This is a genomic window from Duganella levis (assembly GCF_009857605.1).
Classification (GTDB): Bacteria; Pseudomonadota; Gammaproteobacteria; order Burkholderiales; family Burkholderiaceae_D; genus Rugamonas; species Rugamonas levis.
Genome location: NZ_WWCT01000005.1, coordinates 36,005 through 50,062 on the forward strand (window position 1 = coordinate 36,005; position 14,058 = coordinate 50,062).

Sequence of the window (14,058 nt, forward strand, 5' to 3'; positions counted from 1 at the left end):
AGTGCTTAATGCAAGCGGGATTTGCGCTAATTCTTTGAGAAAGCACAAAAACTCGCCAAAATAGGGGCTTGTACAGCCGGAGTAGATTCACATGCGTATTTTACTTGCCGAAGACGATAGCGTACTGGCCGACGGGCTCACCCGCTCCTTGCGCCAGTCTGGCTACGCCATCGATTGCGTCCGCAACGGGCAAGAGGCCGACACCGCCCTGTCGACCCAGGAATTCGATTTGCTGATCCTGGACCTGGGCCTGCCCAAGCTGTCCGGGCTGGAGGTGCTGCGCCGCCTGCGCGCGCGTTCCTCGCTGCTGCCGGTGCTGATCCTGACCGCCGCCGATTCGATCGAGCAGCGCGTCAACGGCCTCGACCTCGGCGCCGACGATTATATGGCCAAACCGTTTGCCCTGTCGGAACTGGAGGCAAGGGTGCGCGCGCTGGTGCGGCGCGGCGCCGGCGGTGGCGCCACCGTCATCAAGCACGGCCCGCTGAGCTACGACCAGGTCGGCCGCAGCGCCTATATTAATGAACAGATGCTGGACTTGTCGGCGCGCGAACTGGGCCTGCTGGAAATCCTGCTGGCCCGCACCGGCCGTCTGGTGTCGAAAGAACAGCTGGTCGACCACCTGTGCGAATGGGGCGAGGAAGTCAGCAACAACGCCATCGAGGTGTATGTGCACCGGCTGCGCAAGAAGATTGAAGTGGGCGGCGTGCGCATCGCCACTGTGCGCGGCCTCGGCTACTGCCTGGAGAAATTCAACGAGGCCGCGCGCGCCAGCGCCGAAGCCGAAGCCGGAAACGCCAACAAGTGAGCGCCGCCCCGGAAGCCGCCGAACCGGAGTATCAGCCGCCCGCCCCTGACGCGGACGAGGACATACAGCATTCCCTGTTCGGCGAAATCCTGGACTGGATGCTGGCCCCGCTGCTGCTGCTGTGGCCGATGAGCATCGCCATCACCTACCTGGTCGCCAAGTCGATTGCCAACCAGCCCTTCGACCATGCGCTGGAAGACAGCGTGACCGTGCTGGCGCAGCAGGTGCGCTCCGTCGATGGCAAGCTGATCAAGAGCCTCAGCGGCTCGGCGCGCGACATCCTGCGCGCCGACGACATCGACAACGTCTACTTCCAGATCCAGGGGCCGCAAGGCGAACACATCGACGGCGACCGCGACATGCCGCAGCCGGTGCTGGATGACGAAGACAAGACCAGCGCCGGCGGCGTGCGCTTCCGCAACGACGGCATGCATGGCACGCCGGTGCGGGTTGCCTTCGCCTACGTGCAGATCGAGCGCAACGACGGCAGCACGCCGCAGCTGGCGCTGGTGCAGGTGGCAGAGACGCTGGAGAAGCGCGCGCAGCTGGCCAACGCCATCATCAAGGGCGTGATCCTGCCGCAATTCATTGTGCTGCCAGTGGTGCTGGCCCTGGTGTGGTTTGCGCTGGCGCGCGGACTGTCGCCGCTGGCGCAATTGCAGGAGCGCATCCGCGCGCGCAGCTCGGAAGACCTGAGTCCGATCGCCTCCAACCAGGTGCCGGAGGAAATCTCGCCGCTGGTGCGTTCGCTGAACGAGATGCTGTCGCGGCTGTCTCTCACGATTGATATGCAAAAGCGCTTCATCGCCGACGCCGCCCACCAGATGCGCACGCCGCTGGCCGGTATGCGCATGCAGTCCGAGCTGGCCTTGCGCCAGACCGACAGCGGCGAAATCCACCGCTCGCTGGAACAGCTGGCCAAGAGCTCGGAAGCGGCGACGCGGCTGGTTAATCAATTGCTGGCCCTGGCGCGCGCCGAGAATCATCCGCAGACCGGCAGCGTGATGCAGCCGCTAGACCTGCCCGAGCTGGCGCGCACGGTGGTGCAGGACTGGGTGCAAGCCTCGTTCGCCCACAGCATCGACCTTGGCTTTGAAGCGCCAGTGCTGCCGCTGATTATCACCGGCAATCCGACCATGCTGCGCGAACTGCTGTCCAACCTGATCGACAACGCGTTGCGCTACACGCCGGCCGGCGGCAGCGTCACCGTGCGGGTGCGCAGCGATGAGCTGGAACACGGCTATCTGGAAGTGGAAGACACTGGTCCCGGCATCGCGCAAGGCGAACGCGAGCGCGTGTTCGAGCGCTTCTACCGGATTCTCGGTAACACGGCAGAAGGCAGCGGCCTGGGGCTGGCGATTGTGCGCGAGATTGCGCAGCAACACGGCGCCGAGGTCGACATCTTCAGCAATCCGCGCGCGACGCAGCCCAAGCTGCCGGGTGCGCTGTTCCGCCTGACTTTCCCGTTGCCGCCGGCGCAGCACGATGACGAAAACGAACCGCCGTACTATGGATAAACCACAACCGCCCGCCGCGCCGCAGCTCACGCGCCTACAACACTGGCATAAGACCCGCCGCATGACGGCGCTGCTGCTGTCGCTGTGGATGCTGACTGGCTTCTGCGCCGCCTTCTTCGCCCGCGAACTGGCCGGCCTGAGTGTGTTCGGCTGGCCGCTGTCGTTCTATCTGGCGGCGCAGGGGGCGTCGCTGGTCTATCTCGGCATCATCGCGTTCTACGCCTGGCGCATGCGCCGGCTCGATCGCGCCGCGCGCCAGCAACCGGAGCCATCCGCTTGAAGCCACGCACCTTCTTCCAGCGCCTGCGCAGCTATTACGCCATGTTCACCGCCGGCTTCGGCGGCTTCCTGATCGCGCTGGCCGCGCTGGAGCAGGAAGGCATGCCGCGCGTGTGGATCGGCTACATGTTCATGTTCGCCACCATCGTGCTGTACGCGCTGATCGGCGTCATCAGCCGCACCTCCAACGTGCTGGAATATTACGTGGCCGGGCGACGCGTGCCGGCCATGTTCAACGGCATGGCCACCGCCGCCGACTGGATCTCGGCCGCCAGCTTCATCAGCCTGGCGGGCGGCCTCTACCTGCACGGCTTCGACGGCCTGGCCTACATCATGGGCTGGACCGGCGGCTACTGCCTGGTGGCGCTGCTGATCGCGCCCTACCTGCGCAAGTTCGCCCAGTACACCATCCCCGACTTCCTGGCCGAACGCTACGGCGGCGCCGACGATGCCGAGCGTGGCGGACGCGCCGTGCGCATCCTGGCCGTGATCGCCACCATCATCGTCTCCTTCACCTACGTGGTGGCGCAGATCTACGCGGTGGGTCTGATCGCCTCGCGCTTCACCGGCGTCGATTTCTCGGTCGGCATCTTCCTCGGCCTGGCCAGCATCCTGGTGTGTTCCTTCCTCGGCGGCATGCGTGCCATAACCTGGACACAGGTGGCGCAGTACATCATCATCCTGGTGGCGTTTCTGATTCCGGCCATCTGGCTGTCGGCCAAGCACACCGACAATCCGATCCCGCAAGTGGCCTACGGCAAACTGCTGCCCAAGCTGAGCGCGCGCGAGCACGTGTTGCAGGAAGATCCGAAGGAAGCCGAAGTGCGCACCATCTTCCGCCAGCGCGCCGCCGACTACGAGCAGCGCCTCAAGACGCTGCCGTCCTCGTGGGAAATCGGCCGCGCCGAAGCCCAGCGCAAGCTGGACCACGTCAAGACGCGCAACGCCTCGCTGCTGGAAATCCGCAGCGCCGAGCGCGAACTGGTGGCCTATCCGAAAAACGCCGACGAAGCCGAACGCGTGTGGGGCGAAGCGCGCGAACAGAACCTGCAACGGGCCGAACCGATCACGCCGCACGCCACGCCCTACCCCGGCGATCCGGCCACCTCCGACATCAAGCGCAACAATTTCCTGGCGCTGGTGTTCTGCCTGATGCTGGGCACGGCGGCGCTGCCGCACATTTTGATGCGCTCCTACACCACGCCGTCGGTGCACGACACCCGCGTCTCGGTGCTGTGGACGCTGTTCTTCATCCTGCTGATCTACCTGACCATTCCGGCGCTGGCGGTGCTGGTCAAGTACGACATCTACAACTCGCTGGTCGGCACCAACTACGACCACCTGCCCAACTGGGTCTCGTACTGGGCCAATGTGGACAAGCTCAATCCGCTGTTCAGCATTAATGACGTCAACCATGACGGCGTGGTGCAGCTGGCCGAAATCACCATCGACGCCGACGTGCTGGTGCTGGCCACGCCGGAAATCGCCGGCCTGCCCTACGTCATCTCGGGACTGGTGGCGGCCGGCGGCCTGGCGGCGGCGCTGTCCACCGCCGACGGCCTGTTGCTGGCCATCTCCAACGCGTTGTCGCACGACGTGTATTACAAACTGGTGGACCGCAGCGCCTCCACCCAAAAGCGCGTGACGATTTCCAAACTGCTGTTGCTGGCGGTGGCCTTCATCGCCGCCTATGCCGCCTCGACCAAGCCGGGCGATATTTTGTCGCTGGTGGGTGCGGCCTTCTCGCTGGCCGGCTCGACGCTGTTCCCGGCGCTGGTGCTGGGCGTGTTCTGGAAGCGCGCCAACCACCACGGCGCGGTGGCCGGCATGACGGTCGGCTTCCTGGTGTGCGTCTACTATATGCTGCACACCAATCCGATCCTGGGCGGCGGCGCGGCGTATCAGTGGTTCCACATCGCGCCGATTTCAGCCGGCATCTTCGGCGTGCCAGCCGGCTTGCTGACCGTGATCGTGATCAGCCTGCTGACGCCGGCGCCAGGACCGCGCGCGGCGGCGCTAGTCGATTACATCCGCGCGCCGGAGCAACATTAATATACATTTATGATGTGGCGCATTTGGCAAGCTAGTGCTATTGTGCCTTGGTTACTTATTTTATAACAAGGCATATGCGCTTCCACCACTTTTTGCGCGCCCTGGCTGTAGCCGGCGCGTTCCTGTGCGGCCACTCCCAGGCCGCCGACGCGGCCAAACCCCTGCCGCCGATCGCAGACTTCTTCAGCAATCCCGAATTCACCGGCGCCCTCCTGTCGCCGAGCGGCAAATACCTGGCGGTGAAGGTCAGCAACAAGAATAGTAAACGCGACATGCTCGGTGTAGTTGATCTGACCACCAACGCGGTCAAGGTCGTCGGCAACTTCAGCGATGCCGACATTGGCGCCTACCAATGGGTCAACGACGAGCGGCTGGTGTTCGCCGCCACCGACCGCGACCTGGCACAGGGCGACATGCGCTATGCCCCCGGCCTGTACGCCATCAACCGCGACGGCAGCAAGTTCCGCCAACTGGCGATGCGCAACGGCCAGCCCTTCATCACCAACGGCTCCAGCCTGACCTCGCGCGATCTGCTGCCATGGCACACCTATCTCATGCCACAGGCCGGCGCCCAGGACTCAGAATACATCTACGTCCAGGACCGCATCTTTAGCAGCAGCGGCGAGTACTTGTACACCAATCTGCTCAAGCTGAACACGCTCAATGGCCGCGTCAACGGTTCGGTCAAACGGCCGGGCGACAGCTACTTCTGGCTGCTGGACAACAAGGGCGAACCGCGCCTGACCATGACCAGCGACAAGGGCGGCACCAACAGCGTGTACTACCGCGATCCAGCCAACGACGAGTGGCGCAAGCTGACCGACTTCGAACGCTACACCGGCCACGGCGGCGCCTTCCGCCCCGTGTCGTTCGGCCCGGACGGCACCTTCTACGTGGTCAGTCATGCGCCCGGCAAGGATACGACGGCCGTATTCACCTACGACATCGCTGCCGGCAAGATGTCCGACAAGCCGCTGGTGGCACTGGACGGCTATGACTTCAGCGGCAACATGATTGTGCGCGACAACAAGCTGCTCGGCGTCAACCACCTGACCGATGCATGGGGCACCAGCTGGACTGATCCCGCCATGAAAGCCCTGCAGGAGAAGATCGACAAGATGCTGCCCAACACCGTCAACCAATTGACGCTGCCGGCGCGGCGGGAAACGCCCTGGGTGCTGGTGACCGCGTTTGCCGACATCTGGCCCAAGCGCACCATGTTGTACAACACCGAAACCGACAAGCTGACGCTGGTTGGCGCGGCGTTCTCGAACATCGACCCTAACCAGATGGCGCGCAAGGATCTGGTGCACTATAAGGCGCGCGACGGCTTGAGCATCCCGGCCTGGCTGACGCTGCCGAAAGGCGAAGGCAAAAACCTGCCGCTGATCGTGCTGGTGCACGGCGGCCCATGGGTGCGTGGCGGCAAGTGGGAGTGGGATCCGGAAGCGCAATTCCTGGCCTCGCGCGGCTATGCCGTGCTGGAACCGGAGTACCGCGGCAGCACCGGCTACGGCGCGCGCCTGTACCGCGCCGGCTTCAAACAATGGGGCCTGAAAATGCAGGACGACATCACCGACGGCACCCGCTGGGCGATCGACAAAGGCTACGCTGACGCCAAGCGCATCTGCATCGCCGGCGCCAGCTACGGTGGCTACGCCACGCTGATGGGCCTGATCAAGGAACCCAACCTGTACAAATGCGGCGTCGAGTGGGTGGGCGTCAGCGATATCAACCTGATGTACACCGGCAGCTGGTTCTATGCCTCCGACTTCACCGATGACTACAAACGCTACGGCATGCCGGTGATGATCGGTGATCAGGAAAAGGATGCGGAACAGTTGAAAGCCACCTCGCCGCTGCTGCGCGCCAGCGAAGTCAAGCAGCCGCTGCTGATGGCTTACGGCGGCGCCGACACCCGCGTACCACTGCCGCACGGCACCAAGTTCTACAAGGCAGTCAAGGAAACCAACCCGAATGTCGAGTGGATCGAGTACGAGGAAGAAGGCCACGGCTGGAAGCTGCCGAAGAACCGCATCGACTTCTGGGGCAAGGTGGAGAAATTCCTCGACAAGAATATCGGCGCGCAGTAAAGATCGCGCTATAGTCTCGGTGCAGCAAGCCTTTCTACAATCACGGAGGAGCGCGCATGGCATCGGGAAAAATTCTGGTCGCACAGGGAGGCGGGCCGACCGCCGTCATCAACCAATCGCTGGCGGGGGTGGTGCTGGAAGCGCGCCGCTTCCGCGACGTCAACCGGGTCTACGGCGCGATGCACGGCGTGCGCGGCATCGTCAACGAAGACCTGGTCGACCTGACCCGCGAAACCAGCCAGAACCTGGAACTGGTGGCGGCCACGCCCTCCTCCGCGCTGGGCTCGACCCGCGACAAGCCGGACCAGGCCTATTGCGCCGAAATTTTCAAGGTGCTGCGCGCGCACGAGATCGAACAGTTCTACTACATCGGCGGCAACGATTCGTCGGACACCGTGCGCATCGTCAGCGAACAGGCGCAGGCCGCCAACTACGCGCTGCGCTGCATCCACATTCCCAAGACCATCGACAACGACCTGGTGGGCAGTGACCATACGCCGGGCTTCCCGTCGGCCGCGCGCTTTGTGGCGCAGGCGTTTGCCGGCGCCAATCTGGACAACGCCGCCTTGCCGGGCGTGTACGTGGGCGTGGTGATGGGCAGGCACGCCGGCTTCCTCACGGCCGCCTCGGCGCTGGGCAAAAAGTTCCCGGACGATGGCCCGCACCTGATCTATCTGCCGGAGCGGGTGTTTTCGCTGGAGCAGTTCCTGGCGGATGTGAAAGCCACCTACGAACGCTACGGCCGCTGCGTGATCGCCGTGTCGGAAGGCATCCATGACGCTGGCGGTGAAGCCATTGCCTCCTTGCTGGCCAAGGAAGTGGAGCGCGACGCGCATGGCAATGTGCAACTGTCCGGCACCGGTGCGCTGGCCGATTTGCTGTGCGATGAAATCAAGGCCAAGCTCGGCATCAAACGCGTGCGCGGCGACACCTTCGGCTACTTGCAGCGCTCCTTCATCGGCTGCGTGTCGGACATCGACCAGCGCGAGGCGCGCGAAGTCGGCGAGAAGGCCGTGCAGTTCGCCATGTGGGGCGACCGCGACGGCTCGGTGGCGATCAAGCGCACCGGCTTCTACTCGGTCGACTACGAACTGCTGCCGCTGACCACCGTGGCCGGCAAGACGCGCGTCATGGAAGACGAGTTCATCAGCGCCAGCGGCACCGACGTCACCGACGCCTTCCGCATGTATCTGCGTCCCCTGCTCGGCGCCGGCATGCCGGACGCCTTCCGCCTGCGCCCCGCGCCGGTGGCGAAAATTCTCAAGCGCTAATCCTGTCAGGCCGCGTCCTTACGCCCAGGATGCATAGTGATCATAGTTCCTCCGATGCCGATTAGACGCTCATTTGTCATCGTAGCAGATACCGGCATCGTCACAGACATCGATCTGGAAGACCTGCATCGCCATGGCGGTGCTAGACGCCATTAGGGGTTACTGTCTTTTACCGTACCCTGACCGCCGCGCGGCGTCAGCTGTGACAACACTCAACCGGACGGTCTAGCACTTCACCTCGGAAAAATGGGCGCAGAATTCCAGTTTCTGTTTTGCTGTGGCGCTGTTAAACGGCGCCAGCGCCTTCTGATAGGCGGTCTGGTAGGCCGCGCGGATTTGCGGATTCTTGCTGTCCCGGATTGCTGCCACACTTTTCTCCGCGTCGGCAACCGACATGCCGCAGCTCATGCTCGTCAGGATGCTCTGTTTGTAAAACGCCGTTTTTTCCGGCGCGAGCTCCGTGCAGATCTTGAGGTAGGCATCCAGCATCCCCGCGGCCTCATAGGTCGAAGGACCATCGGCCCTGGCGGACAAAGCCAGGCAGGCAAGCAGCATTAAAGAGTACGCTTTCATGTGGTTTTAATGCTCCGGCGTGGTTGACGGTAAAGTGTAATCCGCCCAGCGGACACAATGGCGCACGACAGTCGGATACGCCAATTTACCGCGCTTTACGCCGCCTTGACCGCAGCTAACAAGCGCCAGCAGCACAATGGCGGCTCACGCATTGTTATCAGGAGTAGTTCATGAAGTTGATGAAGCATTGGATGCTGTGGTCGGCGCTGGCCGGTTGCATGCTGAGCGCGTCCGCGCAGAATAATCCGCCACCGGACGGTCCGCCGCCAGGTCCACCGCCGGAAGCGGTGGCCGCCTGCAAAGGCAAGGTCGAGGGTGACAAGGTGCAGTTCACCGGCCATCGCGGCGACACCGTCAGCGGCGTCTGCCACAAGCACGGCGACGTCATGGCCGCCATGCCGGAAGGCGGTCCACCGCCGCCACCGCCGCGCTGATCGCCTGCCGCCGGCGCTACTGCCCCAGCGCCGGCAGCAGTGGCGTGATGTCGCCGTCGGATGGGAGCGGCGCCACGTCCAGCAAGCGCATCAGCAATGGATAGACGTCGACGTTATCAAATTCCGGCAACACCACGCCCGGCTTGAAGGCCGGACCGGCGGCAATAAAGGTCGCCGCCATGTCCGGCGACTCATTGTCGTAGCCGTGCTTGCCGCCCTTGACCTTGGCCGCGCTCTTCTCGCTGAACACAATGCTCCAGCCCGGATCGGCCAGGCACAGGAAGGCCGGCACGCGCGCATTGTGGCCATAAGCCAGCCGCGCCGGAATCTCTTCCTTGCGCCAGCACTGCAGATGCGCATACGGTTTCATCAGCGCCGCCGCCAGCCTGTCCGCCTGCTCCGGCGACGATGGGTTGATGGCAGCATAAGGCCCGTTGGTCACTTCCTCATAACTGCCCGGCGGCAGCACACGCTGCAGCGGCAGCACGCGCTCATTGTTGACCGCCGCCATGCCGTGGTCGGAGACGATCACCAGGTTGGCGTCGATGTGACGGCTGGCCAGCCCATCCAGCAAGCGGCCGATGGCCTGATCCACCAGCGCCACCGCCTCGGTGGTCTGCGGCGCGGCCGGGCCGAACTCGTGGCCGGCGTGGTCCACATCATCAAAATACAAGGTCATGAAACCGAAGCGCTGGTCGGCCGGACGGTCCAGCCACGACAGCAGCGTATCGACCCGCTCGCTGGCCGGCAGCTTGCCGTCGAACTTGGGCGCCAGGGTCGGCCGCACGCCGTGAATCGCCGCTTCCGACCCCGGCCAGAACATGGTGCCGGTGCGGATGCCGTTGCGCTCGGCCGTCACCCACACCGGCTCGCCCTGATCCCACCAGCGACGGTCGGCCACCGCCTCGGCATTGCTGAGCGTGAAACGCTTGTCGGAAATCGCCTTGTCGATCATGGTGTTATCGACGATGCCATGATGGTCGGGCCGCAGGCCGGTGACCAGCGTGTAATGGTTAGGGAAAGTAATCGACGGGAACGACGGCCGCATCGCCACCGCCCGCACGCCGCCGGCCACCAGGCGGTTGAGGTTGGGCGTGACGCCACGCTCCAGATAGTCCGGACGGAAGCCGTCCAGCGATACCAGGATGACAGGATGGGCCGGCTGGGCCGCAGCCGTGGCGCCAACCAGCGCCAGCAAGAGAGCAAGTAATTTTTTCATGCCCGGCAGTATGCCAGACGGATGTGACGCAGTGATGAACACAGCCGTGCGACGGGCAGGTTGCTGCTCTCCTACAATGCATCACATTGTTATTAAAAAGGAATGTTCATGATGAACCGCCTGCTACTCTCCGCCGTGCTGGCCACGCTGGCCGCGCCCTCCTTCGCTGCCGGCACCTGCGACCTGCTGGACAGCAAAACCATCGAAGCCGCCTTGGGCGCCAAGGTCACCGGCACCTCGCTGGACAAAGGCCTGTTCAGCGAAGCCTGCACCTATATGCTGTCCGGTGCATCCGGCCAGGGCATGTTTTCGCTGGAGCGCTACACGCGTCCGATCCCCCCCGGCTCGGAGGCGCAAATACTGATGACTACCGGTGGCGGCAAAGACAAGATCGTCGATCTGCCAGGCATCGGCGACAAGGCGGTGACCAACGCCGGTACACTGGACATGGTGCTGCGTAGCGGCCCGGCGCTATACCACTACAACACGCGCGGTATGCCGTGCGAAGACGCCACCAAGCGCGATGACGACATCCGCAAGCGCTGCGACGACAAACGCCTGGCCGCACTCAGCACCATCGGCAAGCAACTGGCGAACAAGAAATAAAAGCCAGGCTAAGTTACATCATGTCACGCGTCATGCAGAATAATTGTTTCGCTGAACAGCAGAAAATCATCCAGATGCTTTTCAATGACCGCGACAGTGATCGACATTTGCAACGTCTGATAGTTGTGGACAGCGACATTGCGGAAACCAACCATCCTTTTCATTGCGTCAGCCAGCGCGGCGTCTATCCAGGAGGATCGTGCCAACAGATCGAACACATCGCGCGCACTCTGCGGAACACCCAGCCGCTCCCGGCGTATCAGATGATGTCCCATATCCAGCGCAGCCTCGCACGCGCGCTGAATATTCAAGATGGCCGCATCCTGGCGGGTGTAATCAGCACCGAATGTCGGCGGATGTTTGAAATACTCTTCACGCGCGCGGGCCACACAGCGTTCGATGGAAGCGGCTTTATTGATGATGACGTCATCGGCCATATATCCGCCCTTCACGCTCGATATCGTCCAGCAATCCGGCACGTGCAGCATCCAGGTCCATCTTTTCGCGCAAGATGGCGCACTCGTACAGCGCGGCCTGTGCATCCTTATGCCACAAGCGTACTCCCGTTGTAATCACCTGATGCTGCATGACCGTTGACGCAGTGCGAAGATCGAGCAGATCGACGTCGTATCCCACCAACACAGCGATCGACTGCGCCAATTCCCATGCGCTAACCGGATCGAGCCGCCCCTCCACCAGCACGGCCAGGTCGAGGTCGCTGTCGGCGCGCGCCGTTCCACTGCCGCGACTGCCGAACAGGTAAACAGCCAGCAAGCCCGGCAATTGCCGCATTAACACTTCCACCAGCGCGTGCCTGTCCATTCTCTTCTCCCAATAAAAAAGCGGACGACGCCAAGGCGTGGTCCGCTTTTTTCGGCGTGCTATAACAGCTTACACGACGATGGTCTGATGCTCGTCGCCGACGCGGGCGCGGATCTTGCCGATGGTGTAGACGGTTTCGCCAGCCGCTTCCAGCTGGGCGATGGCGGCTGCCGCGTTCTCTTGCGAGACGATCACGGTCATGCCGATGCCGCAGTTGAACACGCGGTGCATTTCCGAATCGGCCACGCCGCCGTGCTGTTGCAGCCACTGGAACAGCGGTGGCAGCGTCCACGACTTGGAATCCAGCTCAGCCACCAGGCCAGGCTGCAATACGCGCGGGATGTTCTCGACCAGGCCGCCGCCGGTGATGTGCACCATGCCCTTGACTTCGATCGATTCCATCAGCGCCAGCAGCGGCTTGACGTAGATGCGGGTCGGCTGCATCAGCACATCCGACAGCTTGCGGCCGTGGAAGTCGCCTTCCAGGTCCGGCTTCGACACTTCAATGATCTTGCGCACCAGCGAGTAGCCGTTCGAGTGCACGCCCGACGAGGCCAGGCCCAGCACCACGTCGCCCGGCGCAATCTTGGTGCCGTCGATGATCTTCGATTTTTCCACCGCGCCGACCGCGAAACCGGCCAGGTCGTATTCGCCGTCCGGGTACATGGTTGGCATTTCAGCGGTTTCGCCGCCGATCAGCGCGCAGCCGGCTTGTTCGCAACCCTGGGCGATGCCCTTGATGACGTTGGTCGCGGTGGCCACATCCAGCTTGCCGCAAGCGAAGTAGTCGAGGAAGAACAGCGGCTCGGCGCCCTGCACCAGGATGTCATTGACGCTCATCGCCACCAGGTCGATGCCGACCGTGTCGTGACGGTTCAGCTCAAACGCCAGTTTCAGCTTGGTGCCCACGCCGTCGGTACCGGACACCAGGACTGGCTCCTTGTACTTCTTGCTGATCTCGAACATGGCGCCGAAACCGCCCAAACCAGCCAGCACACCCTCGCGCATGGTGCGCTTGGCGTATGGCTTGATTGCTTCGACTAAAGCATCACCCGCGTCGATATCGACGCCGGCGTCACGGTAGGACAGGGAAACATTTGAAGTTTGGCTCATGGTGTATTTCGCAGCGGAGGCGGTAAAATAGAAGGCGGAGACCCTTTTTCATGACAAAATCGCATGAAAAGCGCAGAAATCAGCGCAATAACCCGGTCAATCCGCTATTTTATCAAAATTGCCCCGTCCAACCGCCTTTTTAACCATCGAATTCACCTCCATGCCATTTCCCCTCTCGGTTGAGCAAAAGCAGACGGCATTCTGGTTGGCGGTGTGGGCGGCATTCCTGTTCCTGTTAATTACCCTCGGCCCGGTGCTGACGCCCTTCCTGGCGGCCGCCATCTTCGCCTATGCGCTCAATCCCGGCGTCGACTGGCTGGACCGGGTGCGCTTCGGCCGCCGCTTCAGTATGCCGCGCGCGCTGTCGGTGACCATCGTCGTGGTGCTGTTCTTCGCCGCCATCATCGCGCTGGTGCTGATCGTGGTGCCGGTGCTGCAAAAGGAAATCCCGCTGCTGCAGGCGCAGATCCCGGCCTTCCTGGCCAAGGCCAACGACATGCTGGCGCCGCGCCTGATGGACCTGGGCGTCAAGGTGCGCGTCGACAGCGCCGGCATCAAGCAGCTGGCCGCCGAACAGCTGGACGCCAGCGGTGACGCCATCTGGGCCGCCGTCTTGAATTCCGCCCGTGTCGGCGGTACCGCCATCCTCGGCTGGCTGGCGACGCTGACCTTGATCCCGGTGGTGCTGTTCTACCTGCTGCTGGACTGGCCGGCGATGCTGGCCCGCGTGGCCGGCTGCGTGCCGCGCCGCTACATCGAACCAACCATGGGCATGGCGCGCGAAGTCGACACCCTGCTGGCCCAGTACCTGCGCGGCCAGCTGCTGGTGATGCTGGTGCTGGCCATTTACTACTCGGTGACGCTGGCCATCGCCGGTTTCGACGTCGCCCTGCCGGTCGGCATCATCACCGGCCTGCTGGTGTTCATCCCTTACCTGGGCTTTGGCCTCGGCCTGGTGCTGGCGCTGATTTCGGCGGTGCTGCAATTTTCCGACTGGAGCGGCTTGATCGCGGTCGCCATCATCTACGGCGTCGGCCAGGTGCTGGAGGGCTTTGTGCTGACCCCGCGCCTGGTGGGCGAACGGATCGGCCTCAATCCGCTGGCCGTCATTTTTGCCTTATTGGCCTTCGGCCAGCTGTTCGGATTCGTCGGCGTGCTGCTGGCATTGCCCGCATCGGCGGTGCTGATGGTGGCTTTCCGTCACTTGCGTCGCCACTATCTGAGCAGCAGCTTTTATAATGCATGATGTGAAACAGATAAACGTTATGCAA

Annotated in this window: 14 protein-coding genes; 9 read left to right on the plus strand and 5 right to left on the minus strand. The window is 63.1% G+C overall.

The window, feature by feature from the left end; translation table 11 throughout:
* The first annotated feature begins 91 nt into the window (after positions 1–91).
* The 6 genes from GTP69_RS08245 to GTP69_RS08270 all read left to right on the plus strand — a co-directional run bounded on the left by GTP69_RS08245 (position 92) and on the right by GTP69_RS08270 (position 8,020).
* Positions 92–808, plus strand: a complete 717-nt coding sequence (locus GTP69_RS08245) for a response regulator (RefSeq protein WP_161054428.1) — start codon at positions 92–94, stop codon at positions 806–808.
* Positions 805–2,325 (plus strand): sensor histidine kinase, encoded by a 1,521-nt coding sequence (locus GTP69_RS08250; protein ID WP_161054429.1) that lies wholly within the window; start codon positions 805–807, stop codon positions 2,323–2,325. Before GTP69_RS08245 ends, GTP69_RS08250 begins: the two co-directional genes overlap by 4 nt.
* Positions 2,318–2,605, plus strand: a complete 288-nt coding sequence (locus tag GTP69_RS08255) for a DUF4212 domain-containing protein (RefSeq protein ID WP_161054430.1) — start codon at positions 2,318–2,320, stop codon at positions 2,603–2,605. The genes GTP69_RS08250 and GTP69_RS08255 overlap by 8 nt, the downstream gene beginning before the upstream one ends.
* A 41-nt stretch (positions 2,606–2,646) precedes the next feature.
* The gene (locus tag GTP69_RS08260; protein WP_161054654.1) at positions 2,647–4,656 is read left to right on the plus strand and encodes a sodium:solute symporter family protein; all 2,010 of its coding nucleotides are present in this window, start codon (positions 2,647–2,649) and stop codon (positions 4,654–4,656) included.
* Positions 4,657–4,730: 74 nt separating this feature from the next.
* Positions 4,731–6,749, plus strand: coding sequence for an alpha/beta hydrolase family protein (locus GTP69_RS08265; RefSeq protein WP_161054431.1), 2,019 nt, complete (start codon positions 4,731–4,733; stop codon positions 6,747–6,749).
* Between the two features lie 56 nt (positions 6,750–6,805).
* Entirely contained in the window at positions 6,806–8,020 is a 1,215-nt protein-coding gene (locus tag GTP69_RS08270; protein WP_161054432.1) for a 6-phosphofructokinase, read from the plus strand.
* Between the two features lie 225 nt (positions 8,021–8,245).
* Here GTP69_RS08270 and GTP69_RS08275 read toward each other — a convergent pair whose 3' ends face one another.
* Positions 8,246–8,593, minus strand: a complete 348-nt coding sequence (locus GTP69_RS08275) for a hypothetical protein (RefSeq protein WP_161054433.1) — start codon at positions 8,591–8,593, stop codon at positions 8,246–8,248.
* 170 nt (positions 8,594–8,763) lie between these two features.
* Here GTP69_RS08275 and GTP69_RS08280 point away from each other — a divergent pair, with 170 nt between their 5' ends.
* Positions 8,764–9,027 (plus strand): hypothetical protein, encoded by a 264-nt coding sequence (locus tag GTP69_RS08280; RefSeq protein ID WP_161054434.1) that lies wholly within the window; start codon positions 8,764–8,766, stop codon positions 9,025–9,027.
* 16 nt (positions 9,028–9,043) lie between these two features.
* On the opposite strand, the gene GTP69_RS08285 is transcribed toward GTP69_RS08280, so the two are convergent.
* The gene (locus GTP69_RS08285; protein ID WP_161054435.1) at positions 9,044–10,246 is read right to left on the minus strand and encodes an alkaline phosphatase family protein; all 1,203 of its coding nucleotides are present in this window, start codon (positions 10,244–10,246) and stop codon (positions 9,044–9,046) included.
* Between the two features lie 108 nt (positions 10,247–10,354).
* Between GTP69_RS08285 and GTP69_RS08290 the strand changes: the two genes are divergently transcribed.
* Positions 10,355–10,852 (plus strand): hypothetical protein, encoded by a 498-nt coding sequence (locus GTP69_RS08290; protein WP_161054436.1) that lies wholly within the window; start codon positions 10,355–10,357, stop codon positions 10,850–10,852.
* Positions 10,853–10,875: 23 nt separating this feature from the next.
* Here GTP69_RS08290 and hepT read toward each other — a convergent pair whose 3' ends face one another.
* The 3 genes from hepT to purM form a co-directional block, all read right to left on the minus strand.
* On the minus strand, positions 10,876–11,289 hold the full coding sequence (gene hepT, locus GTP69_RS08295) for a type VII toxin-antitoxin system HepT family RNase toxin (RefSeq protein ID WP_161054437.1): 414 nt from the start codon (positions 11,287–11,289) through the stop codon (positions 10,876–10,878).
* Positions 11,279–11,674 carry a type VII toxin-antitoxin system MntA family adenylyltransferase antitoxin gene (gene mntA / locus GTP69_RS08300; protein WP_110845375.1) on the minus strand — a complete coding sequence of 132 codons (396 nt, stop codon included), beginning with the start codon at positions 11,672–11,674 and terminating at the stop codon, positions 11,279–11,281. Before mntA ends, hepT begins: the two co-directional genes overlap by 11 nt.
* A gap of 69 nt (positions 11,675–11,743) precedes the next feature.
* Positions 11,744–12,787, minus strand: a complete 1,044-nt coding sequence (gene purM / locus GTP69_RS08305) for a phosphoribosylformylglycinamidine cyclo-ligase (protein ID WP_161054438.1) — start codon at positions 12,785–12,787, stop codon at positions 11,744–11,746.
* A 160-nt stretch (positions 12,788–12,947) separates the two neighbouring features.
* Between purM and GTP69_RS08310 the strand changes: the two genes are divergently transcribed.
* The gene (locus GTP69_RS08310) at positions 12,948–14,033 is read left to right on the plus strand and encodes an AI-2E family transporter (protein ID WP_161054439.1); all 1,086 of its coding nucleotides are present in this window, start codon (positions 12,948–12,950) and stop codon (positions 14,031–14,033) included.
* Positions 14,034–14,058 lie beyond the last annotated feature (25 nt).

Excerpts from the sequence above, each read along its gene's own strand:
- GTP69_RS08245 (WP_161054428.1), top strand. The coding sequence starts at position 92 with ATGCGTATTTTACTTGCCGAAGACGATAGCGTACTGGCCGACGGGCTC.
- GTP69_RS08255 (WP_161054430.1), top strand. The coding sequence starts at position 2,318 with ATGGATAAACCACAACCGCCCGCCGCGCCGCAGCTCACGCGCCTACAA.
- GTP69_RS08260 (WP_161054654.1), top strand. The coding sequence starts at position 2,647 with ATGTTCACCGCCGGCTTCGGCGGCTTCCTGATCGCGCTGGCCGCGCTG.
- GTP69_RS08265 (WP_161054431.1), top strand. The coding sequence starts at position 4,731 with ATGCGCTTCCACCACTTTTTGCGCGCCCTGGCTGTAGCCGGCGCGTTC.
- GTP69_RS08270 (WP_161054432.1), top strand. The coding sequence starts at position 6,806 with ATGGCATCGGGAAAAATTCTGGTCGCACAGGGAGGCGGGCCGACCGCC.
- GTP69_RS08275 (WP_161054433.1), bottom strand. The coding sequence starts at position 8,593 with ATGAAAGCGTACTCTTTAATGCTGCTTGCCTGCCTGGCTTTGTCCGCC.
- GTP69_RS08280 (WP_161054434.1), top strand. The coding sequence starts at position 8,764 with ATGAAGTTGATGAAGCATTGGATGCTGTGGTCGGCGCTGGCCGGTTGC.
- GTP69_RS08285 (WP_161054435.1), bottom strand. The coding sequence starts at position 10,246 with ATGAAAAAATTACTTGCTCTCTTGCTGGCGCTGGTTGGCGCCACGGCT.
- GTP69_RS08290 (WP_161054436.1), top strand. The coding sequence starts at position 10,355 with ATGATGAACCGCCTGCTACTCTCCGCCGTGCTGGCCACGCTGGCCGCG.
- hepT (WP_161054437.1), bottom strand. The coding sequence starts at position 11,289 with ATGGCCGATGACGTCATCATCAATAAAGCCGCTTCCATCGAACGCTGT.
- mntA (WP_110845375.1), bottom strand. The coding sequence starts at position 11,674 with ATGGACAGGCACGCGCTGGTGGAAGTGTTAATGCGGCAATTGCCGGGC.
- purM (WP_161054438.1), bottom strand. The coding sequence starts at position 12,787 with ATGAGCCAAACTTCAAATGTTTCCCTGTCCTACCGTGACGCCGGCGTC.
- GTP69_RS08310 (WP_161054439.1), top strand. The coding sequence starts at position 12,948 with ATGCCATTTCCCCTCTCGGTTGAGCAAAAGCAGACGGCATTCTGGTTG.